General features: G+C 66.0%; 30 protein-coding genes. 28 read left to right on the top strand and 2 right to left on the bottom strand.

The features are described 5' to 3' along the window. Positions 1 to 5 precede the first annotated feature (5 nt). The 19 genes from rpsS (at position 6) to map (ending at position 9,924) form a co-directional block, all read left to right on the top strand. Complete coding sequence (gene rpsS / locus RBB84_RS13315) at positions 6 to 287, top strand: 30S ribosomal protein S19 (RefSeq protein ID WP_003938088.1); 282 nt, start codon at positions 6 to 8, stop codon at positions 285 to 287. Beyond that, positions 284 to 676 (top strand): 50S ribosomal protein L22, encoded by a 393-nt coding sequence (rplV, locus tag RBB84_RS13310; protein WP_006554606.1) that lies wholly within the window; start codon positions 284 to 286, stop codon positions 674 to 676. The genes rpsS and rplV overlap by 4 nt, the downstream gene beginning before the upstream one ends. Further along, the gene (gene rpsC / locus RBB84_RS13305; RefSeq protein WP_006554605.1) at positions 676 to 1,473 is read left to right on the top strand and encodes a 30S ribosomal protein S3; all 798 of its coding nucleotides are present in this window, start codon (positions 676 to 678) and stop codon (positions 1,471 to 1,473) included. Before rplV ends, rpsC begins: the two co-directional genes overlap by 1 nt. A 4-nt stretch (positions 1,474 to 1,477) precedes the next feature. Then, positions 1,478 to 1,894, top strand: coding sequence for a 50S ribosomal protein L16 (rplP, locus tag RBB84_RS13300; protein WP_006554604.1), 417 nt, complete (start codon positions 1,478 to 1,480; stop codon positions 1,892 to 1,894). Next, positions 1,894 to 2,130: a 50S ribosomal protein L29 gene (rpmC, locus tag RBB84_RS13295; RefSeq protein ID WP_006554603.1), complete on the top strand. Its 237-nt coding sequence runs from the start codon at positions 1,894 to 1,896 to the stop codon at positions 2,128 to 2,130. The genes rplP and rpmC overlap by 1 nt, the downstream gene beginning before the upstream one ends. Then, complete coding sequence (gene rpsQ / locus RBB84_RS13290) at positions 2,127 to 2,411, top strand: 30S ribosomal protein S17 (protein WP_024101619.1); 285 nt, start codon at positions 2,127 to 2,129, stop codon at positions 2,409 to 2,411. Before rpmC ends, rpsQ begins: the two co-directional genes overlap by 4 nt. 333 nt (positions 2,412 to 2,744) lie before the next feature. After that, entirely contained in the window at positions 2,745 to 3,113 is a 369-nt protein-coding gene (gene rplN / locus RBB84_RS13285) for a 50S ribosomal protein L14 (RefSeq protein ID WP_006554601.1), read from the top strand. Continuing rightward, positions 3,113 to 3,430 (top strand): 50S ribosomal protein L24, encoded by a 318-nt coding sequence (gene rplX / locus RBB84_RS13280; protein ID WP_006554600.1) that lies wholly within the window; start codon positions 3,113 to 3,115, stop codon positions 3,428 to 3,430. Before rplN ends, rplX begins: the two co-directional genes overlap by 1 nt. 1 nt (position 3,431) lies before the next feature. Further along, positions 3,432 to 3,998 (top strand): 50S ribosomal protein L5, encoded by a 567-nt coding sequence (gene rplE, locus RBB84_RS13275; protein WP_006554599.1) that lies wholly within the window; start codon positions 3,432 to 3,434, stop codon positions 3,996 to 3,998. Between the two features lie 4 nt (positions 3,999 to 4,002). Further along, positions 4,003 to 4,188: a type Z 30S ribosomal protein S14 gene (locus RBB84_RS13270; protein ID WP_006554598.1), complete on the top strand. Its 186-nt coding sequence runs from the start codon at positions 4,003 to 4,005 to the stop codon at positions 4,186 to 4,188. Positions 4,189 to 4,361: 173 nt separating this feature from the next. After that, positions 4,362 to 4,760, top strand: a complete 399-nt coding sequence (rpsH, locus tag RBB84_RS13265) for a 30S ribosomal protein S8 (RefSeq protein WP_006554597.1) — start codon at positions 4,362 to 4,364, stop codon at positions 4,758 to 4,760. A gap of 15 nt (positions 4,761 to 4,775) precedes the next feature. After that, complete coding sequence (gene rplF / locus RBB84_RS13260) at positions 4,776 to 5,315, top strand: 50S ribosomal protein L6 (RefSeq protein ID WP_006554596.1); 540 nt, start codon at positions 4,776 to 4,778, stop codon at positions 5,313 to 5,315. 2 nt (positions 5,316 to 5,317) lie between these two features. After that, on the top strand, positions 5,318 to 5,725 hold the full coding sequence (rplR, locus tag RBB84_RS13255) for a 50S ribosomal protein L18 (RefSeq protein WP_006554595.1): 408 nt from the start codon (positions 5,318 to 5,320) through the stop codon (positions 5,723 to 5,725). A gap of 31 nt (positions 5,726 to 5,756) precedes the next feature. Beyond that, on the top strand, positions 5,757 to 6,404 hold the full coding sequence (gene rpsE / locus RBB84_RS13250) for a 30S ribosomal protein S5 (protein WP_006554594.1): 648 nt from the start codon (positions 5,757 to 5,759) through the stop codon (positions 6,402 to 6,404). Continuing rightward, positions 6,404 to 6,583: a 50S ribosomal protein L30 gene (gene rpmD / locus RBB84_RS13245; protein WP_006554593.1), complete on the top strand. Its 180-nt coding sequence runs from the start codon at positions 6,404 to 6,406 to the stop codon at positions 6,581 to 6,583. Before rpsE ends, rpmD begins: the two co-directional genes overlap by 1 nt. Positions 6,584 to 6,585: 2 nt before the next feature. After that, the gene (gene rplO, locus RBB84_RS13240; protein ID WP_006554592.1) at positions 6,586 to 7,029 is read left to right on the top strand and encodes a 50S ribosomal protein L15; all 444 of its coding nucleotides are present in this window, start codon (positions 6,586 to 6,588) and stop codon (positions 7,027 to 7,029) included. A 227-nt stretch (positions 7,030 to 7,256) separates the two neighbouring features. Further along, entirely contained in the window at positions 7,257 to 8,570 is a 1,314-nt protein-coding gene (gene secY, locus RBB84_RS13235; protein ID WP_006554591.1) for a preprotein translocase subunit SecY, read from the top strand. Beyond that, positions 8,567 to 9,112 carry an adenylate kinase gene (locus tag RBB84_RS13230; protein ID WP_006554590.1) on the top strand — a complete coding sequence of 182 codons (546 nt, stop codon included), beginning with the start codon at positions 8,567 to 8,569 and terminating at the stop codon, positions 9,110 to 9,112. The genes secY and RBB84_RS13230 overlap by 4 nt, the downstream gene beginning before the upstream one ends. Before the next feature lie 14 nt (positions 9,113 to 9,126). Continuing rightward, positions 9,127 to 9,924, top strand: coding sequence for a type I methionyl aminopeptidase (gene map / locus RBB84_RS13225; RefSeq protein ID WP_006554589.1), 798 nt, complete (start codon positions 9,127 to 9,129; stop codon positions 9,922 to 9,924). 24 nt (positions 9,925 to 9,948) lie between these two features. Here map and dtd read toward each other — a convergent pair whose 3' ends face one another. After that, positions 9,949 to 10,386 (bottom strand): D-aminoacyl-tRNA deacylase, encoded by a 438-nt coding sequence (gene dtd, locus RBB84_RS13220; RefSeq protein ID WP_033096992.1) that lies wholly within the window; start codon positions 10,384 to 10,386, stop codon positions 9,949 to 9,951. A gap of 219 nt (positions 10,387 to 10,605) precedes the next feature. Between dtd and infA the strand changes: the two genes are divergently transcribed. The 9 genes from infA to RBB84_RS13175 all read left to right on the top strand — a co-directional run bounded on the left by infA (position 10,606) and on the right by RBB84_RS13175 (position 16,339). Then, entirely contained in the window at positions 10,606 to 10,827 is a 222-nt protein-coding gene (gene infA / locus RBB84_RS13215; RefSeq protein ID WP_006554587.1) for a translation initiation factor IF-1, read from the top strand. Between the two features lie 92 nt (positions 10,828 to 10,919). Next, positions 10,920 to 11,033 (top strand): 50S ribosomal protein L36, encoded by a 114-nt coding sequence (gene rpmJ, locus RBB84_RS13210; RefSeq protein WP_003938068.1) that lies wholly within the window; start codon positions 10,920 to 10,922, stop codon positions 11,031 to 11,033. A gap of 209 nt (positions 11,034 to 11,242) precedes the next feature. Further along, positions 11,243 to 11,611, top strand: a complete 369-nt coding sequence (gene rpsM, locus RBB84_RS13205; protein ID WP_006554586.1) for a 30S ribosomal protein S13 — start codon at positions 11,243 to 11,245, stop codon at positions 11,609 to 11,611. Beyond that, positions 11,611 to 12,024 (top strand): 30S ribosomal protein S11, encoded by a 414-nt coding sequence (gene rpsK, locus RBB84_RS13200; RefSeq protein WP_006554585.1) that lies wholly within the window; start codon positions 11,611 to 11,613, stop codon positions 12,022 to 12,024. Before rpsM ends, rpsK begins: the two co-directional genes overlap by 1 nt. Positions 12,025 to 12,046: 22 nt before the next feature. Continuing rightward, positions 12,047 to 12,652 (top strand): 30S ribosomal protein S4, encoded by a 606-nt coding sequence (gene rpsD / locus RBB84_RS13195; protein ID WP_006554584.1) that lies wholly within the window; start codon positions 12,047 to 12,049, stop codon positions 12,650 to 12,652. 101 nt (positions 12,653 to 12,753) lie between these two features. Then, complete coding sequence (locus RBB84_RS13190) at positions 12,754 to 13,815, top strand: DNA-directed RNA polymerase subunit alpha (RefSeq protein ID WP_006554583.1); 1,062 nt, start codon at positions 12,754 to 12,756, stop codon at positions 13,813 to 13,815. A 30-nt stretch (positions 13,816 to 13,845) separates the two neighbouring features. Beyond that, positions 13,846 to 14,400 carry a 50S ribosomal protein L17 gene (gene rplQ, locus RBB84_RS13185; protein WP_006554582.1) on the top strand — a complete coding sequence of 185 codons (555 nt, stop codon included), beginning with the start codon at positions 13,846 to 13,848 and terminating at the stop codon, positions 14,398 to 14,400. 65 nt (positions 14,401 to 14,465) lie between these two features. Beyond that, complete coding sequence (gene truA / locus RBB84_RS13180) at positions 14,466 to 15,302, top strand: tRNA pseudouridine(38-40) synthase TruA (RefSeq protein WP_230826281.1); 837 nt, start codon at positions 14,466 to 14,468, stop codon at positions 15,300 to 15,302. A 35-nt stretch (positions 15,303 to 15,337) separates the two neighbouring features. Continuing rightward, complete coding sequence (locus tag RBB84_RS13175) at positions 15,338 to 16,339, top strand: alpha/beta hydrolase family protein (RefSeq protein WP_033096994.1); 1,002 nt, start codon at positions 15,338 to 15,340, stop codon at positions 16,337 to 16,339. Positions 16,340 to 16,425: 86 nt separating this feature from the next. Here the strand turns inward: RBB84_RS13175 and RBB84_RS13170 are convergent, their stop codons facing one another. Beyond that, positions 16,426 to 17,328: a phosphotransferase gene (locus RBB84_RS13170; RefSeq protein WP_033096995.1), complete on the bottom strand. Its 903-nt coding sequence runs from the start codon at positions 17,326 to 17,328 to the stop codon at positions 16,426 to 16,428. Positions 17,329 to 17,380: the final 52 nt, after the last annotated feature.

Below are 17,380 nucleotides of genomic sequence, written 5' to 3'. Positions count from 1 at the left end.
AGAGAATGCCACGCAGCCTCAAGAAGGGCCCGTTCGTCGACGACCACCTCCTGGCGAAGGTGGACACGCAGAACGAGAAGGGCACCAAGCAGGTCATCAAGACCTGGTCGCGCCGTTCCACGATTCTGCCCGACTTCATCGGTCATACGTTCGCTGTCCACGATGGACGCAAGCACGTGCCGGTGTTCGTCTCGGAGTCCATGGTCGGTCACAAGCTCGGTGAGTTCGCGCCGACCCGTACGTTCAAGGGCCACATCAAGGACGACCGGAAGAGCAAGCGTCGATGAGCACTGAAACCACCACCAACAGCGCTCGGGCTGTTGCGCGCCACGTGCGCGTGACCCCGATGAAGGCGCGCCGCGTCGTCGACATCGTTCGCGGTAAGTCCGTCGAGGAGGCCCTGGCCATCCTCAAGTTCGCGCCGCAGGCCGCGGCCGAGCCGGTCGCCAAGGTGATCGCGTCGGCCGCTGCGAACGCGCAGAACAACTACAACCTCGACCCCAGCACGCTCGTCGTCGCGACTGCGTACGTGGACGAGGGTGCGACCCTGAAGCGGTTCCAGCCGCGTGCCCAGGGCCGTGCGTTCCGCATCCGCAAGCGGTCGAGCCACATCACCGTGATCGTGGAAAGCGTCGGGTCGGCCTCGACTCGTAACCGCCGGAAGGGAGCTCAGTAGTGGGCCAGAAGATCAACCCGCACGGCTTCCGTCTGGGCGTCACCACTGACTGGAAGTCTCGTTGGTACGCGGACAAGCAGTACGCGGACTACGTCAAGGAAGATGTCGCGATCCGCAAGTTCCTGGCCTCCGGCCTCGAGCGCGCCGGCATCGCGAAGGTCGAGATCGAGCGCACCCGCGACCGTGTGCGTGTGGACATCCACACCGCTCGTCCCGGGATCGTCATCGGACGCCGCGGCGCCGAGGCCGATCGCATCCGCGCCGAGCTCGAGAAGCTGACCGGTAAGCAGGTCCAGCTGAACATCCTCGAGGTCAAGAACTCGGAGTCCGAGGCTCAGCTCGTGGCGCAGGGCGTCGCCGAGCAGCTCTCGAACCGTGTCGCCTTCCGTCGTGCGATGCGCAAGGCCATCCAGTCGGCCATGCGTCAGCCGAACGTCAAGGGCATCCGCGTGCAGTGCTCGGGCCGCCTCGGTGGCGCCGAGATGTCGCGTTCGGAGTTCTACCGCGAAGGTCGCGTCCCGCTGCACACGCTGCGCGCGGACATCGATTACGGCCTCTACGAGGCACGGACCACCTTCGGCCGCATCGGCGTGAAGGTCTGGATCTACAAGGGCGACATCGTCGGTGGCCGTCGTGAGCTCGCTGCTGCTGCAGCTGCTCCCGCCGACCGGCCGCGTCGTGAGCGTCCGAGCCGCCCGCGTCGTTCCGGCGCGTCGGGCACCACCGCGACGAGCACCGAGGCCGGCCGCGCCGCATCGAGCGACGCTCCTGCCTCGACCGAGAACAAGGAGGGCTGACGCAATGTTGATCCCCCGGCGGGTCAAACACCGCAAGCAGCACCATCCGAGCCGTACGGGTGCCGCCAAGGGCGGAACCCAGGTGGCCTTCGGTGACTACGGCATCCAGGCTCTCGAGCCGGCCTACATCACCAACCGGCAGATCGAGTCCGCTCGTATCGCCATGACCCGGCACATCAAGCGTGGCGGCAAGATCTGGATCAACATCTTCCCGGATCGCCCCCTCACCAAGAAGCCTGCCGAGACCCGCATGGGTTCCGGTAAGGGTTCGCCGGAGTGGTGGGTCGCGAACGTCAAGCCCGGTCGCGTGCTGTTCGAGATGAGCTACCCCAACGAGGAGATTGCGCGCGAGGCTCTGCGTCGCGCGATGCACAAGCTCCCCTGCAAGTGCCGCATCGTGACGAGGGAGGAGCAGTTCTGATGGCTACCGGTACCCCCGCCGCGGAACTCCGCGAGCTGAGCGACGAAGAGCTGACCGACAAGCTCCGCGAAGCCAAGGAAGAGCTGTTCAACCTCCGCTTCCAGATGGCCACCGGCCAGCTGGACAACAACCGTCGGCTCCGCGTGGTGCGCAACGAGATCGCCCGTATCTACACGGTGCTGCGCGAGCGCGAGCTCGGACTGGCCACCGGCCCGAATGCGGGTGACGTGGCATGAGTGAGGAAAAGGCAGTGAGCAACCAGGAACAGCGCGCGAGCCGTAAGGTCCGCATCGGTTACGTCGTCTCGGACAAGATGGAGAAGACCATCGTCGTCGAGCTCGAGGACCGGGTGAAGCACCCGCTGTACGGCAAGATCATCCGCCGTACGACCAAGGTGAAGGCGCACGACGAGAACGGTCTGGCCGGCATCGGCGACCGCGTGCAGCTGATGGAGACCCGTCCGCTGTCCGCGTCGAAGCGCTGGCGTCTGGTCGAGGTGCTCGAGAAGGCCAAGTAAGGCCTCCTCGTCCTCGACAGGACCGAGAACATGCAGCACCCCACCACCCGCACCGCGGGCGGTGGGGTGCTGTGCGTCGGGTAGTAGGTGTCGGGTAGTAGGTGCAGCCCTCGCGTGGGGGAGCGGTGGACGTCGCTGCGACACGCCCGGTTCCGGGGTGGGGAGTGACATCACAATTCGCGAATTTGCCCTGCGTACGGTATATGGCCTACTCTGGACGGGTTGCTTACGGGACCCGTGTGTGATTCGCGCGTGCGCCGCAGGCAACCGACGACCGCGTACGTCCAGGTCGGAAATCTGACGTACACACCAATCCAGGTCAAGGAGAAGTAAGTGATCCAGCAGGAGTCGCGACTGCGCGTCGCCGACAACACGGGTGCCAAGGAGATCCTCTGCATCCGCGTTCTCGGTGGCTCGTCCCGTCGCTACGCCGGAATCGGTGACGTCATCGTCGCCACCGTCAAGGACGCGATCCCCGGCGGCAACGTCAAGCGTGGCGATGTCGTCAAGGCCGTGATCGTGCGCACCGCCAAGGAGCGCCGCCGTCCGGACGGTTCCTACATCAAGTTCGACGAGAACGCTGCCGTCATCATCAAGGGCGACAACGATCCTCGCGGCACCCGCATCTTCGGACCCGTCGGTCGCGAGCTCCGCGACAAGCGGTTCATGAAGATCGTCTCGCTCGCTCCGGAGGTGCTGTGATGAAGGTGCACAAGGGTGACACCGTGCTCGTCATCTCGGGCAAGGACAAGGGTGCCAAGGGCAAGGTCATCGCGGCCTACCCGGCGACCGGCAAGGTCCTCGTCGAGGGCGTGAACCGTATCAAGAAGCACACCGCCGTCTCTGCGAACGAGCGTGGCGCCTCCTCCGGCGGCATCGTGACGCAGGAGGCCCCGATCCACGTTTCCAACGTTGCGGTCGTCGACTCGGACGGAAACCCCACCCGCGTGGGCTACCGCACCGATGAGGAAACCGGCAAGCGCGTTCGGATTTCCCGGAAGAACGGGAAGGACCTCTGACATGACTTCCACCGAGAACAAGACCCAGCCGCGCCTGAAGGCCCGCTACCGCGCCGAGATCAAGGACGCGCTGAACGCGGAGTTCGACTACGCGAACGTCATGCAGATCCCCGGCGTCGTGAAGGTCGTCGTCAACATGGGTGTCGGCGACGCCGCCCGCGACGCGAAGCTCATCAACGGAGCCGTCAACGACCTCGCGCTCATCACCGGTCAGAAGCCGGAGATCCGTAAGGCCCGCAAGTCCATCGCACAGTTCAAGCTGCGCGAGGGCATGCCGATCGGTGCGCGCGTCACGCTGCGCGGCGACCGCATGTGGGAGTTCCTGGACCGTCTCGTGTCCATCGCGCTTCCCCGTATCCGGGACTTCCGCGGCCTCAACGGCAACCAGTTCGACGGCAACGGCAACTACACGTTCGGCCTGAACGAGCAGTCGATGTTCCACGAGATCGACGTGGACAAGATCGATCGCCCGCGCGGCATGGACATCACTGTCGTGACCACCGCTACCAACAACGAAGAAGGCCGTGCCCTGCTCAAGCACCTCGGCTTCCCGTTCAAGGAGAACTGAGCCCATGGCTAAGAAGGCACTGGTCAACAAGGCCAACAAGAAGCCGAAGTTCGCGGTGCGCGCCTACACCCGCTGCCAGCGCTGCGGGCGCCCGCACTCGGTCTTCCGCAAGTTCGGACTCTGCCGCATCTGCCTTCGCGAGATGGCACACCGCGGAGAACTTCCGGGAGTTCACAAGAGCTCCTGGTGACGTGAGCGGTGGGCGGAGGACCGAGAAGTTCTCCGCCCACTGTCACGCTGTCATGGGTTCGTCGCCGATCCGTCGACGAATCCGCTATCGAAACCGAGTTTCGATGTAGGCCCACGGCCGGCATGTTCCGGCGTTGCATGGGAACCGCATCGAGAAAGGTGAACAGGTCAGCCATGACCATGACCGACCCCATCGCAGACTTCTTGACGCGTCTGCGTAACGCCAACACGGCGTACCACGACGAGGTCAAGCTCCCGTCCTCGAAGATCAAGGTGAACATCGCCGAGATCCTCAAGCGCGAGGGCTACATCTCCGACTACCGCACCGAGGACGCCGAGGTGGGCAAGACCCTCATCGTCGACCTCAAGTACGGACCTTCCCGTGAGCGCAGCCTTGCCGGCGTGCGCCGCGTGTCGAAGCCCGGCCTGCGCGTGTACGCGAAATCCACCAACCTGCCCAAGGTCCTGGGCGGCCTCGGCGTGGCGATCATCTCCACGTCCTCCGGCCTGCTCACCGATCGCCAGGCGGCCAAGCAGGGAGTGGGCGGGGAAGTCCTCGCCTACGTCTGGTAAAGGGAGGCCACCACAATGTCGCGAATCGGAAAACTCCCCGTTGCAGTTCCTTCGGGCGTCGAGATCACCATCGACGGCCAGGATGTTGCAGTCAAGGGCCCCAAGGGCAACCTGTCCCTGACGATCGCCGAGCCGATCGCCGTCGCCAAGGGTGAGGACGGGGCAATCAACGTCACGCGCCCGAACGACGAGCGTCGCAGCCGCGCGCTGCACGGCCTGTCGCGGACGCTCGTGCAGAACCTCATCGTCGGTGTCACCGAGGGTTACACCACCAAGATGGAGATCCACGGCGTCGGCTACCGCGTGGCCCTCAAGGGCAAGGACCTCGAGTTCTCGCTCGGCTACAGCCACCCCGTGCTGATCGAGGCGCCCGAGGGCATCACGTTCGCCGTCGAGAACCCCACGCGCTTCTCGATCTCGGGCATCGACAAGCAGAAGGTCGGCCAGATCGCGGCCAACATCCGCCGGCTGCGCAAGTCCGACCCCTACAAGGGCAAGGGCATCCGCTACGAGGGTGAACAGGTCCGTCGCAAGGTCGGAAAGACGGGTAAGTGATCATGAGCCAGACCGAGAACCAGAAGGCCAAGCGCATCCCGCGCGGCAAGGACGCCTCCACCACGCGTCGCCTTTCGAAGACGCGTCGTCACTTCCGCCTCCGCAAGAAGATCTCCGGCACCGCCGAGCGTCCCCGCCTCGTCGTCAACCGGTCCTCGCGCCACCTGCACGTGCAGCTGGTCGACGACCTGACGGGCACCACTCTCGCCGCAGCGTCGTCCATCGAACCCGATGTGCGCGCTCTCGAGGGCGACAAGAAGGCTCGCGGCGCGAAGGTCGGTCAGTTGATCGCCGAGCGCGCGAAGGCTGCCGGCGTGGAAGCCGTGGTCTTCGACCGCGGTGGCCACACCTACAGCGGACGCATCGCGGCCCTCGCGGACGCGGCTCGCGAAAGCGGGTTGAAGTTCTGATGACCATTTTCTCGAACGGAAGGAACGCCTGATGCCGGGACGTCAGCGGCGTGACGGCGGCAACGGCCCCGCCGGACAGAACCCCAACAGCGGTGACAACCGTGGCGGTCGCGACCGCCGCGACCGCGACTCGCGCGGCGGCAACGCTGCCGAGAAGTCGAACTACATCGAGCGTGTCGTCTCGATCAACCGTGTGTCGAAGGTCGTCAAGGGCGGTCGTCGCTTCAGCTTCACCGCTCTGGTGATCGTGGGCGACGGCAACGGCCTGGTCGGCGTCGGCTACGGCAAGGCCAAGGAAGTTCCCGCGGCCATCCAGAAGGGTGTCGAGGAAGCTCGCAAGAACTTCTTCCGCGTCCCGCTCATCGGCGGAACCATCACCCACCCCGTCCAGGGAGAGGCTGCAGCCGGTGTCGTCCTGCTGCGTCCGGCTTCCCCCGGTACCGGTGTCATCGCCGGTGGCGCTGTGCGCGCGGTGTTGGAGTGTGCGGGTGTCCACGACATCCTGTCGAAGTCGCTCGGCTCCGACAACGCCATCAATGTGGTGCACGCGACGGTTGCGGCCCTCAAGGGTCTGCAGCGTCCCGAGGAAGTCGCGGCTCGCCGTGGCCTCACCCTCGAGGAAGTTGCCCCCGCCGGCATGCTGCGCGCACGTGCACAGGCTGCTGGGAGCGTGAAGTAATGGCAGAGCTGAAGATCACCCAGATCAAGAGCACCATCGGGGCCAAGTCGAATCAGCGCGACAGCCTCCGGACCCTCGGTCTGCGGAAGATCCGCCAGTCCGTCGTCCGCGAGGACAATGCGCAGAATCGTGGCCTCATCAACGTGGTGCGTCACCTCGTCACCGTTGAGGAGGTCTGAGAATGACCATCAAGCTGCATCACCTGCGCCCGGCTCCGGGTGCGAAGACGGACAAGACCCGCGTCGGACGCGGTGAGGGTTCGAAGGGCAAGACCGCCGGCCGCGGTACGAAGGGCACGAAGGCACGCAAGAACGTGTCGCCGGCCTTCGAGGGTGGCCAGATGCCCATCCACATGCGTCTGCCGAAGCTCAAGGGCTTCAAGAACGCATTCCGTACCGAGTACCAGATCGTCAACGTCGGGGACATCGCTCGCGTGTTCCCCGAGGGTGGACAGATCGGTGTCGCGGACCTCGTGGCGAAGGGTCTGGTTCGCAAGAACCAGCTCGTCAAGGTCCTCGGCGAAGGCGAGCTGACGGTGGCCGTGCAGGTCACCGCCGACAAGTTCTCGGCCTCCGCTCAGGAGAAGATCGCTGCAGCCGGTGGCAGCGCGACCGTCCAGGCCTGACCTGTACTTTCGCGTGTGAGTCACGGCTGTCGAACGGCCGCGGTGCAGATACCTGCACCGCGGCCGTTCGCGCGTTCGCACCGGTGTCCCAAGCTGCGTTCGCAGCGGTGACATAGGCTACCGGGCTACGCCTCTCATCGGGGCCCACTGTTAGAGTTTCAGAGTTGTCTACCGTCCGACGGATCCCTCTCGATCCGTCGTCCCCGATCGGCCCGCCAGGAGGATCTTTGCTTTCCGCCTTCGTCTCGGCCCTCAGGACACCGGACCTGAGGCGGAAGATTCTCATCGCCCTCGGGCTCGTGGCGCTGTACCGCCTCGGTGCTACCGTGCCGTCCCCGGGCGTCGACTACGGCAACGTCCAGGCCTGTGTCGATCAGCTCGCCGGCAGCGAGCAGGCCGGCATCTACTCGCTGATCAATCTGTTCTCCGGCGGCGCGCTACTGCAGTTGTCGGTCTTCGCGATCGGCATCATGCCGTTCATCACCGCGAGCATCATCGTCCAGCTGCTCACCGTGGTCATTCCACGCTTCGAGGAACTGCGCAAGGAGGGCCAGTCCGGCCAGGCCAAGATGACGCAGTACACGCGTTATCTCGCCGTCGCGCTCGCCGTCCTGCAGGCCACCGGCATCGTCGCGCTCGCCGCCCGAGGGCAGCTGCTGCAGGGCTGCTCGGAGCCGATCCTCGCCGACGACAGCATCTTCGGGATGGTCGTCATCGTGCTGGTGATGACCGCCGGTGCCGCCGTCGTCATGTGGTTCGGTGAGCTCATCACCGAACGCGGTGTCGGCAACGGCATGTCGCTGCTGATCTTCGCCGGTATCGCGGCCGCGCTGCCGAGCGAGGGTCGCATGATCCTCGAATCCCGCGGCGGCCTCGTCTTCGCGATCGTCTGCGTCGTGGCCCTGGCCCTCATCACGGGTGTCGTGTTCATCGAGCAGGGTCAGCGCCGGATCCCGGTGCAGTACGCCAAGCGCATGGTCGGCCGTCGTATGTACGGCGGTTCGTCGACCTACCTGCCGCTGAAGGTCAACCAGGCGGGCATCATCCCCGTCATCTTCGCGTCGTCGCTGCTGTACCTGCCCAATCTCGTCGCGCAGCTCACCGGTGCCACGACGAACCCGGATCCGAGTTGGTGGCAGCGGATCATCAACGAGTACCTGGTCAATCCGAACAACCCGGTCTACATCGCGATCTACTTCGCCCTGATCGTGTTCTTCGTCTTCTTCTACGTCGCCATCACCTTCAATCCGGAGGAGCGGGCCGACGAGATGAAGAAATACGGCGGCTTCATCCCGGGCATCCGCCCCGGTCGCCCGACCGCCGAATATCTCAGTTTCGTGCTCAACCGCATCACGGTTCCGGGCTCGATCTACCTCGGTCTCATCGCGACGCTGCCGAACTTCTTCCTGTCCGGCAGCCAGACGGCCTCGAGCATCTTCGGTGGCGCCGCGGTTCTCATTCTCGTCAGTGTCGCGCTGGACACTGTCAAGCAGATCGAAAGTCAACTGATGCAGCGCAACTACGAAGGGTTCCTCAAGTGAGACTTGTACTGCTCGGTCCTCCCGGTGCCGGCAAGGGCACACAGGCCGCGATTCTGTCCGAGAAGCTCGGCGTCCCCGCCATCTCGACGGGCGATCTTTTCCGCGCGAACATCGGGCAGGGCACCCCGCTCGGCGTCGAGGCCAAGAAGTACATCGACGCGGGGGAGCTCGTTCCCGCCGAGATCACCAACAACATGGTGCGTGAGCGTCTGGCCGAGCCCGACGCCGCCAACGGCTTCCTCCTCGACGGCTTCCCGCGCAGCGTGGAGCAGGCCAAGGAACTCGAGAACATCCTGAAGGATCTCGGTGTCGAGCTCGACGGCGTGCTGTCCTTCGTCATCGACGAGGACGTCGTGGTCGAGCGCATGCTCGCCCGCGGTCGCGCCGACGACACCGAAGACGTGATCCGCAACCGTCTCCGGGTCTACCGTGAGGAGACGGCCCCGCTGCTCGACTACTACGCCGACTCGATCATCACGGTCGACGCGATCGGTGAGGTCGAGGAGATCAATTCGCGGGCTCTGTCCGCACTCGGAAAGTAGACGGGTAGTTCGACATGGGTTTCGGGCGCAAGCGCTCAGTGGTTCCGTTCCGCACCTCGGGTGAACTCGACGCGATGGCGGCGGCGGGAGCCGTGGTCGGTGCCGCACTCGTCGCAGTGCGCGAGGCCGCCAAGCCGGGCGTGAGCACCCTGGAACTCGACCAGGTGGCGGAATCGGTCATCCGCGATGCGGGGGCCGTTCCGTCCTTCCTGGGCTACCACGGCTTCACCGGTTCGATCTGTTCGTCGGTCAACGAGGTCGTCGTCCACGGCATCCCGTCGGTGTCGGTGGTGCTCGCCGAGGGCGACCTCGTGTCGATCGACTGCGGCGCGATCCTCGACGGCTGGCACGGCGACTCGGCATGGACCTTCGGGATCGGGGAGCTGTCGCAGGCCGACATCGACCTGAGCGAGGCCACCCGTCTGTCGCTCGAGGCCGGTATCGCGGCGATGCTCCCGGGCAACCGCCTGACCGACGTCTCGCATGCGATCGAGCAAGGCACGCATGCCGCCGAGAAGGTGCACGGCCGCTTGTACGGCATCGTCGACGGCTACGGCGGTCACGGTATCGGGCGCGAGATGCACATGGATCCGTTCCTCCCCAACGAAGGCAAGCCGGGCAAGGGCCCGAAGCTCGTCGTCGGATCGGTGCTCGCCGTCGAGCCGATGCTCACCCTCGGTACCTACGAGACCGAGGTCCTCGACGACGAGTGGACGGTGGTGACCGTCGACGGCAGCCGGGCCGCGCACTGGGAGCACACGGTAGCGGTCACCGAGGACGGCCCCCGTATCCTCACCGTCCGGCCGGAGTGACGCGAGCGGTCGTACTCCGCGGCGTCATACGTCGACGAGGAGCGTGACCGGTCCGTCGTTGACGAGGCTCACCTCCATGTGGGCCCCGAACTTCCCGGTCTCCACCGTCGCGCCGAGATCTCGTAGAGCGTTCGCGAACGCATCGACGAGAGGTTCGGCGATCGGGCGGGGAGCGGCGGCCGACCACGACGGACGCCTGCTCTTCCTCGTGTCGGCCATGAGCGTGAACTGGCTGACCACCAGGATCGGGGCGTCGACGTCGGAGGCGGATCGCTCGTCCTCGAGGATGCGCATCGTCCACACCTTCCGGGCGAGCGTCGCGGCCTTGGTCTCGTCGTCGTCGTGCGTGACGCCGACCAGCACGAGCAGACCGTGACCGTCTTCGGCCGGCGTGATGCGAGCCACCTCGGCTCCGTCGACCGCCACCGCCGCCGTGGTCACCCGCTGGATCAACGCCCGCACGTGCGGTCCTCCTCCTGGTCGTGGGCACGAGTGTGCCGGAGCTCATTTGTCCTGGACGGTCAACTTCCCGTACCATTGATCGGTGGTGCGCGCTGCGCTCCGATCGGTCCCGTGTCGAATTCCTTCGAATCTCGGTTCGTGTCCGGTCCCGGAGTTGCCGAGCGTCACGGTAACGGATGCCGATGCAACCACAACGCCGAACAACGGATCGCGGAGGATATGGCTAAGAAAGACGGGGCAATCGAGGTCGAGGGCCGGGTAATCGAACCGCTGCCCAATGCGATGTTCCGCATCGAGCTGGAGAACGGGCACAAGGTTCTCGCCCACATCAGCGGAAAGATGCGTCAGCACTACATTCGTATCCTTCCCGAGGACCGCGTTGTCGTGGAGCTTTCTCCCTACGACCTCACGCGTGGACGCATCGTCTACCGCTACAAGTAACGAAGCTTCCCCGGCCACACGGTCGGGGAGAATCATGTCGCCGGGCCGGCTCTGCCGTGTCCGGCGGCGCACATACAGGAGATCGGACTTACGTGAAGGTTCAGCCTAGCGTCAAGAAGATCTGCGAGAAGTGCAAGGTGATCCGCCGTAACGGTCGGGTCATGGTGATCTGCGAGAACCTGCGTCACAAGCAGCGTCAGGGCTAGATCCACCTTCGTCTCGAAGATCTGCTTGGCAACAAGCACGAAGACCTTCCAGCACCAGTCGCGTGGTTACGATCCTCGATCCGTCGAGGAGCTGCGCGATCAACCCCCGGTACGGAGGCCGGGGCCCCACTGTGTTTTTGAATCACACAGTTCTTCGACGCAGGGGACGGGCTGGGAGCAGACCTCCGCACACCGAATAGGAATGCCACATGGCACGTCTCGCAGGTGTCGATCTTCCCCGCGAAAAGCGGATGGAGATCGCACTCACGTACATCTACGGCATCGGCCGTACCCGCTCCCAGGAGATCCTCGAGGCCACGGGTGTCAACCCGGACCTGCGCAGCAAGGATCTGACGGACGAGGACCTCGCCAAGCTCCGCGAGTACATCGAGGAGAGCTACAAGGTCGAGGGTGACCTCCGTCGCGAGGTTCAGGCGGACATCCGCCGCAAGATCGAGATCGGCTGCTACCAGGGCCTGCGACACCGTCGTGGTCTGCCCGTGCGTGGACAGCGCACCAAGACCAACGCCCGCACCCGCAAGGGTCCGAAGCGCACCGTCGCAGGAAAGAAGAAGTAATGCCTCCCAAGTCACGCAGCACCGGTCCGAAGAAGACCCAGAAGGCACGGCGCAGGGACAAGAAGAACGTTCCGCACGGTGCCGCTCACATCAAGAGCACGTTCAACAACACCATCGTGTCCATCACGGACCCGCAGGGCAACGTGATCTCCTGGGCGTCCTCCGGCCACGTCGGCTTCAAGGGTTCGCGCAAGTCGACCCCGTTCGCCGCACAGCTCGCCGCCGAGAACGCCGCCCGCAAGGCGCAGGAACACGGTGTCAAGAAGGTCGACGTCTTCGTCAAGGGCCCGGGCTCGGGCCGCGAGACGGCGATCCGTTCCCTCCAGGCCGCAGGCCTCGAGGTCGGCACCATCTCCGATGTCACCCCGCAGCCCCACAACGGTTGCCGTCCGCCCAAGCGGCGTCGCGTCTAACGGGAAAGGAAGGTAAAGAAAAATGGCTCGTTATACCGGTCCCGTTACCCGTAAGTCGCGTCGTCTCCGTGTCGACCTGGTCGGAGGCGATCAGGCCTTCGAGCGTCGCCCCTACCCGCCCGGCCAGCACGGCCGCGCGCGGATCAAGGAGAGCGAGTACCTGCTCCAGCTGCAGGAGAAGCAGAAGGCCCGCTTCTCGTACGGCGTCATGGAGAAGCAGTTCCGTCGCTACTACGAAGAGGCCGCAAGCCGCCCCGGCAAGACCGGTGAGGTTCTGCTGGTCATCCTCGAGTCGCGCCTGGACAACGTCGTCTACCGTGCCGGCCTCGCCCGCACGCGTCGTCAGGCCCGCCAGCTGGTGAGCCACGGCCACTTCCTGGTCAACGGCAAGAAGGTCGACATCCCCAGCTACCGCGTCTCGCAGTACGACATCATCGATGTCCGCGAGAAGTCGCTGAGCACGCTGCCCTTCCAGGTCGCCCGCGAGACCCAGGGCGAGCGCCCGGTTCCGGGTTGGCTGCAGGTCGTCGGCCCGCGTCTGCGAGTGCTGGTCCACCAGCTCCCCGAGCGCGCGCAGATCGACATCCCGCTGCAGGAACAGCTGATCGTCGAGTACTACTCGAAGTAAGACACCTCGGTGTCGTGGTGTCCTCCGGTCCGTCCGGGCGGGAGGACACCGCTCCATTCCACTAGGGCGTCATATGGCGGACGCCCACAAGGAGGCAACAGATGCTCATCTCTCAGCGACCCGCACTGACCGAAGAGGTCATCGCTGAAAACCGCTCGAAGTTCGTCATCGAGCCGCTCGAGCCTGGCTTCGGGTACACCCTCGGCAACTCGCTTCGTCGCACCCTGCTCTCGTCGATCCCGGGCGCCGCTGTCACCAGCATCCGCATCGACGGCGTTCTCCACGAGTTCACCACCGTTCCCGGGGTGAAGGAGGATGTCACCGACATCATCCTGAACCTCAAGGGTCTCGTGGTGAGCTCCGAAGAGGACGAGCCGGTCACCATGTATGTCCGCAAGCAGGGGCCGGGCACCGTCACGGCCGGCGACATCGTGCCCCCGGCCGGTGTCACCATCCACAACCCGGATCTGCACATCGCCACCCTGAACGACAAGGGCAAGCTGGAGATCGAGCTCGTCGTCGAGCGCGGTCGCGGCTACGTTCCTGCCGTGCAGAACAAGGCGTCCGGCGCCGAGATCGGCCGTATCCCGGTCGACTCGATCTACTCGCCGGTGCTCAAGGTGACGTACAAGGTGGAAGCGACCCGCGTCGAGCAGCGCACCGACTTCGATCGGCTCATTCTCGACGTGGAGACCAAGAACTCGATCAGCGCGCGGGACGCGCTCGCCTCGGCGGGCAAGACCCTCGTGGAGCTCTTCGGTCTGGCTCGTGAGCTGAACGTCGAAGCAGAAGGCATCGAGATCGGTCCCTCGCCCGCCGAGGCCGACCACATCGCCTCCTTCGGACTTCCGATCGAGGACCTCGACCTCACGGTCCGGTCCTACAACTGCCTCAAGCGCGAAGGTGTCCACACCGTCGGCGAGCTCGTGGCACGGACGGAATCCGACCTGCTCGACATCCGCAACTTCGGCCAGAAGTCCATCGACGAGGTCAAGGTCAAGCTGCACTCGCTCGGCCTGTCCCTCAAGGACAGCCCGGCATCGTTCGACCCCAGCACCGTCGCCGGCTACGACGCCGCGACCGGTACCTGGAGCGATACCGAGGCCGGCTCCTTCGGTGACAACGACGGCAACGAGGACTACGCCGAGACCGAGCAGCTGTAGCAGCTCACGGTCCGTTACTAGGAGAAAATCATGCCCAAGCCCAAGAAGGGCGCCCGCTTCGGCGGATCGGCCTCGCATCAGAAGGCGCTCATGGCCAACCTGGCCACCGCGCTCTTCGAGCACGGCCGCATCACCACCACCGAGGCCAAGGCCAAGGCCCTGCGCCCGTACGCCGAGAAGCTCGTCACGCACGCCAAGGCCGGCACGCTGGCCTCGCGTCGTGAGGTGCTGAAGGTCATCCGCAACAAGGACGTCGTCCACTCGCTGTTCGCGGAGATCGGTCCCTCCTTCGAGGACCGCAACGGCGGTTACACCCGCATCATCAAGACGATGCCGCGCAAGGGCGACAACGCCCCCATGGCCATCATCGAGCTGGTGCGCGAGAAGACCGTCACCTCCGAGGCCGACCGCGCTCGCCGCGTCGCCGCCTCGCAGGCACCCGCCGAGGACAACGCGGTCCAGGCCGTCGAGGCCGAGGCCACCGACGCCGAGGTCGCGAACGCCGACGCCGTCGTCGAGGGTGTCGAGGACACCAACGCCACGGCTGCCGACGCACCCGAGGCGGACGAGGCCAAGAAGGACTAATCCACTTGGTTTCGGCATCTGCTGAAGCTCACGAGCCCGCCGACCCTTCCGAGGGCGGCGGGCTCGTGGCTTCTCACGAGACAACCCGTCTGCGACTCGACATCGCGTACGACGGCACCGACTTCTCCGGCTGGGCACGGCAGCCCGGACGTCGCACGGTGTGCGGGGAGATCGAGGAAAAGCTCTCCGCGATCGTCCGCACCCCCGTGCTGCTCACCGTCGCCGGTCGCACCGACGCCGGCGTGCACGCTTCCGGGCAGGTCGCCCACGTCGACGTCCCCACCGCGGTGCTGCCCGACGATCCGTCGCGCTGGGTCCGCCGTCTCGCACGGTTCCTGCCCCGCGACGTGCGGGTCACCGGGATCTCCGTCGCCCCCGAACATTTCGACGCGCGTTTCTCGGCGATCCGGCGCCACTACGAATACCGCCTCACCACAGCGGTGTACGGCGCCGAGCCGCTGCGTGCCCGCGACACCGTCGCGTGGCCGAAGGCCGTCGATCTCGATGCGATGCAACGCGCGTCGCAGTCGCTGCTCGGCCTGCACGACTTCGCCGCCTTCTGCAAGCGGCGGGAGGGTGCGACGACCGTACGTGAACTGCAGCGATACGACTGGACCCGCGAAGGTGACATCCTCACCGCCCATGTCAGCGCCGACGCCTTCTGCTGGTCGATGGTGCGCAGCCTCGTCGGCGCGGCCCTGGCCGTGGGGGAGGGGCGTCGCAGCGTCGAGTGGATGACGGCCCTGCTCGACGAACGCGAACGTGCGGCGTCCGTCGCGGTGGCACCGGCCCACGGCCTGTCACTGGTTCGCGTCGACTACCCTGCTGACGAGGAACTCGCCGCGCGCAACGCTGCGACGCGGGAGATGCGCGGGCCCATCACGCCCGGCTGTTGCGGATGAAGGGAACGAATGTGCGCGCACGACGGTTTGCGTTGATGGGGACGATCGGGGCGCTCGCCGTCTCGTCGCTGGTCCTGTCCGGTGCCGCGGTCGCCCACGCCGAGGATCTCCCGGCCGCCGCGACCGGCGAGACCCGGTCGCAGAGCGCGACCGTCGAACGCATCGAGAAGCACACCGACCGCGATTGGTCGCTGTTCGTGTACTCGCCGTCGATGGAACGCACCATCGAGCTGCAGGTGCTGCGACCGGCCGACACGAGCGCGCCGCGACCGGTCTTCTACCTGCTCAACGGTGCCGGCGGGGGACTGGACCGGGCGACCTGGCGCGAGCAGACCGACATCGTGGAGTTCTTCGGCGACAAGAACGTCAACGTCGTCACTCCGGTCGGTGGCGCGTTCAGCTACTACACCGACTGGCTCGAGGACGATCCCGTTCTCGGACGCAACAAGTGGACGACCTTCCTCACCGAGGAGATCCCGTCGGTGGTCGACGAGACGCTCGGCGCGAGCGGCCGCAACGCGATCGCCGGTGTGTCGATGTCGGCGACGTCGGCGCTGGCGCTCGCCCAGCAGGCGCCCGATCTCTACCAGGCGGTGGGTTCGTACAGCGGATGCGCCGAGACCGCCTCGGAGATCGGTTCGCGCTATGCGGAGATCGTCGTCGCGTTCGGCGGGGGCGAGGTCGAGAACATGTGGGGACCGGTCGCCGGTGAGCACTGGACGGAACAGGACGTCGTGCTCAACGCCGAGAAGCTGCGCGGCAAGGCCGTGTACGTCTCCACGAGCAGCGGTGTCCCGGGTCCGTACGAATTGAAGGCATGGGAGCAGGACGGTGTCGCCGTCCTTCCCGATGTGGCTCTGCTCGGGCTCATCGAGGCCGGCGTGAACGATTGCACGACGCGACTGCGCGGTGCGCTGGACGCAGCCGGGGTCGAGGCGACCTACTCGGTCCGGCCCGACGGTACCCACACCTGGGGCTACTGGCAGGAGGCCCTGTACGAGTCGTGGCCCGTGCTCGGCGAGGCCATCGGCGCCTGAGCCGAGAGCGCTGCGCTCGAAAAGACACCCGGGGGGGGTGAGGTCCGCGACCTCACCCCCTCGGGCGTTCTCACATGCTCGTCGGATCAGCCAGTCCAGGAACTCGAGGACGTTGCTGATGAGCGCATCGAGCGAACAGGGAAGCGGCCGAGCGCCTCGGCGATCATGCGGTGGCCCTCGGCCTCGTAGCAGTCGTCGCCCACATGGAAGGCCCACACCGCGACCGCGACCGCCGCGCGGACACGTCGGCGGAACCAGGCGTCCTCCTCACGGGGATCCTCGCCGTAGCCACGCAGGAAGGCCTGCTCGGCACCGGGGACCCGGAGGAACTCGCGTACCGCGAGCCGCTCGAAGTCCTCACCCGCCGGGCGCATCGCGGCACGCCCGAAGTCGATCACCTTCACCACACCGATGTCGTCGGCGAGCCAGTTGCGGCTCTGCCAGTCGCCGTGGGTGGGCACCAGGGTGGCCGTCGGTGTCGGCCATCCCTCGACCATCGAGCGCAATCGGCCGGCGACGTCGGGACCGATACGGTGCGGCGCCGCGAGCCACCGCAGCGTCTTCGTGTTCGCCGATCGCTCGTACCCCTCGTCCACCACATGCTCCTGGCGATGGAACTGGGCGAGCAGCGCGCCGGCCTGTTCGTAGACGTCGAGACGGGACGACGCGGCGGTGCCCAGGACGAGCCGCCCCGGAAGGTATTCCGTCACGACGAGTTTCGTCGCGCGGTCTGCGAACACCATGCGGGCGGCCCGACCGCACCGTACCCACGGAGCGGTCCACCGCTCGTGCGCGCTGATCTCGCGGCCGATGTGCCGATCCGGAGTTCCGCCCGCCTTCACGACCAGCAGCCCGTCGTCGGTGTCGACCTCGAGGACAGTGGTCGACACCAGTCCCCAACTCATGTCGGAGACCACGACGATGCGGCCGAACCGCTGCGTCAGCAGGTGGCGTTGCTGTGGAGTGAGCCGCTCCAGGGCGTCCGGCATGAAGGCACTCTAGCGATCTTTCGCCGCGAAAACCCCTGTCGCTTCCGGCTTG

The organism is Rhodococcus sp. D-6 (assembly GCF_040256695.1).
Classification (GTDB): Bacteria; Actinomycetota; Actinomycetes; order Mycobacteriales; family Mycobacteriaceae; genus Rhodococcus; species Rhodococcus pyridinivorans.
This window is presented reverse-complemented; position numbering and strand designations above follow the sequence as displayed.

What these genes read in the sequence shown, in the direction of transcription:
- rplP (WP_006554604.1), top strand. Translation starts at nt 1,478, where the DNA reads ATGTTGATCCCCCGGCGGGTCAAACACCGCAAGCAGCACCATCCGAGC.
- rpsQ (WP_024101619.1), top strand. Translation starts at nt 2,127, where the DNA reads ATGAGTGAGGAAAAGGCAGTGAGCAACCAGGAACAGCGCGCGAGCCGT.
- RBB84_RS13175 (WP_033096994.1), top strand. Translation starts at nt 15,338, where the DNA reads ATGGGGACGATCGGGGCGCTCGCCGTCTCGTCGCTGGTCCTGTCCGGT.
- rplV (WP_006554606.1), top strand. Translation starts at nt 284, where the DNA reads ATGAGCACTGAAACCACCACCAACAGCGCTCGGGCTGTTGCGCGCCAC.
- RBB84_RS13190 (WP_006554583.1), top strand. Translation starts at nt 12,754, where the DNA reads ATGCTCATCTCTCAGCGACCCGCACTGACCGAAGAGGTCATCGCTGAA.
- rplX (WP_006554600.1), top strand. Translation starts at nt 3,113, where the DNA reads ATGAAGGTGCACAAGGGTGACACCGTGCTCGTCATCTCGGGCAAGGAC.
- rplF (WP_006554596.1), top strand. Translation starts at nt 4,776, where the DNA reads ATGTCGCGAATCGGAAAACTCCCCGTTGCAGTTCCTTCGGGCGTCGAG.
- infA (WP_006554587.1), top strand. Translation starts at nt 10,606, where the DNA reads ATGGCTAAGAAAGACGGGGCAATCGAGGTCGAGGGCCGGGTAATCGAA.
- rpsM (WP_006554586.1), top strand. Translation starts at nt 11,243, where the DNA reads ATGGCACGTCTCGCAGGTGTCGATCTTCCCCGCGAAAAGCGGATGGAG.
- rpmC (WP_006554603.1), top strand. Translation starts at nt 1,894, where the DNA reads ATGGCTACCGGTACCCCCGCCGCGGAACTCCGCGAGCTGAGCGACGAA.
- rplQ (WP_006554582.1), top strand. Translation starts at nt 13,846, where the DNA reads ATGCCCAAGCCCAAGAAGGGCGCCCGCTTCGGCGGATCGGCCTCGCAT.
- rpsD (WP_006554584.1), top strand. Translation starts at nt 12,047, where the DNA reads ATGGCTCGTTATACCGGTCCCGTTACCCGTAAGTCGCGTCGTCTCCGT.
- rpsH (WP_006554597.1), top strand. Translation starts at nt 4,362, where the DNA reads ATGACCATGACCGACCCCATCGCAGACTTCTTGACGCGTCTGCGTAAC.
- RBB84_RS13170 (WP_033096995.1), bottom strand. Translation starts at nt 17,328, where the DNA reads ATGCCGGACGCCCTGGAGCGGCTCACTCCACAGCAACGCCACCTGCTG.
- RBB84_RS13270 (WP_006554598.1), top strand. Translation starts at nt 4,003, where the DNA reads ATGGCTAAGAAGGCACTGGTCAACAAGGCCAACAAGAAGCCGAAGTTC.
- rplO (WP_006554592.1), top strand. Translation starts at nt 6,586, where the DNA reads ATGACCATCAAGCTGCATCACCTGCGCCCGGCTCCGGGTGCGAAGACG.
- rpsE (WP_006554594.1), top strand. Translation starts at nt 5,757, where the DNA reads ATGCCGGGACGTCAGCGGCGTGACGGCGGCAACGGCCCCGCCGGACAG.
- rpsS (WP_003938088.1), top strand. Translation starts at nt 6, where the DNA reads ATGCCACGCAGCCTCAAGAAGGGCCCGTTCGTCGACGACCACCTCCTG.
- rplR (WP_006554595.1), top strand. Translation starts at nt 5,318, where the DNA reads ATGAGCCAGACCGAGAACCAGAAGGCCAAGCGCATCCCGCGCGGCAAG.
- rpmD (WP_006554593.1), top strand. Translation starts at nt 6,404, where the DNA reads ATGGCAGAGCTGAAGATCACCCAGATCAAGAGCACCATCGGGGCCAAG.
- rplE (WP_006554599.1), top strand. Translation starts at nt 3,432, where the DNA reads ATGACTTCCACCGAGAACAAGACCCAGCCGCGCCTGAAGGCCCGCTAC.
- map (WP_006554589.1), top strand. Translation starts at nt 9,127, where the DNA reads ATGGGTTTCGGGCGCAAGCGCTCAGTGGTTCCGTTCCGCACCTCGGGT.
- rpsK (WP_006554585.1), top strand. Translation starts at nt 11,611, where the DNA reads ATGCCTCCCAAGTCACGCAGCACCGGTCCGAAGAAGACCCAGAAGGCA.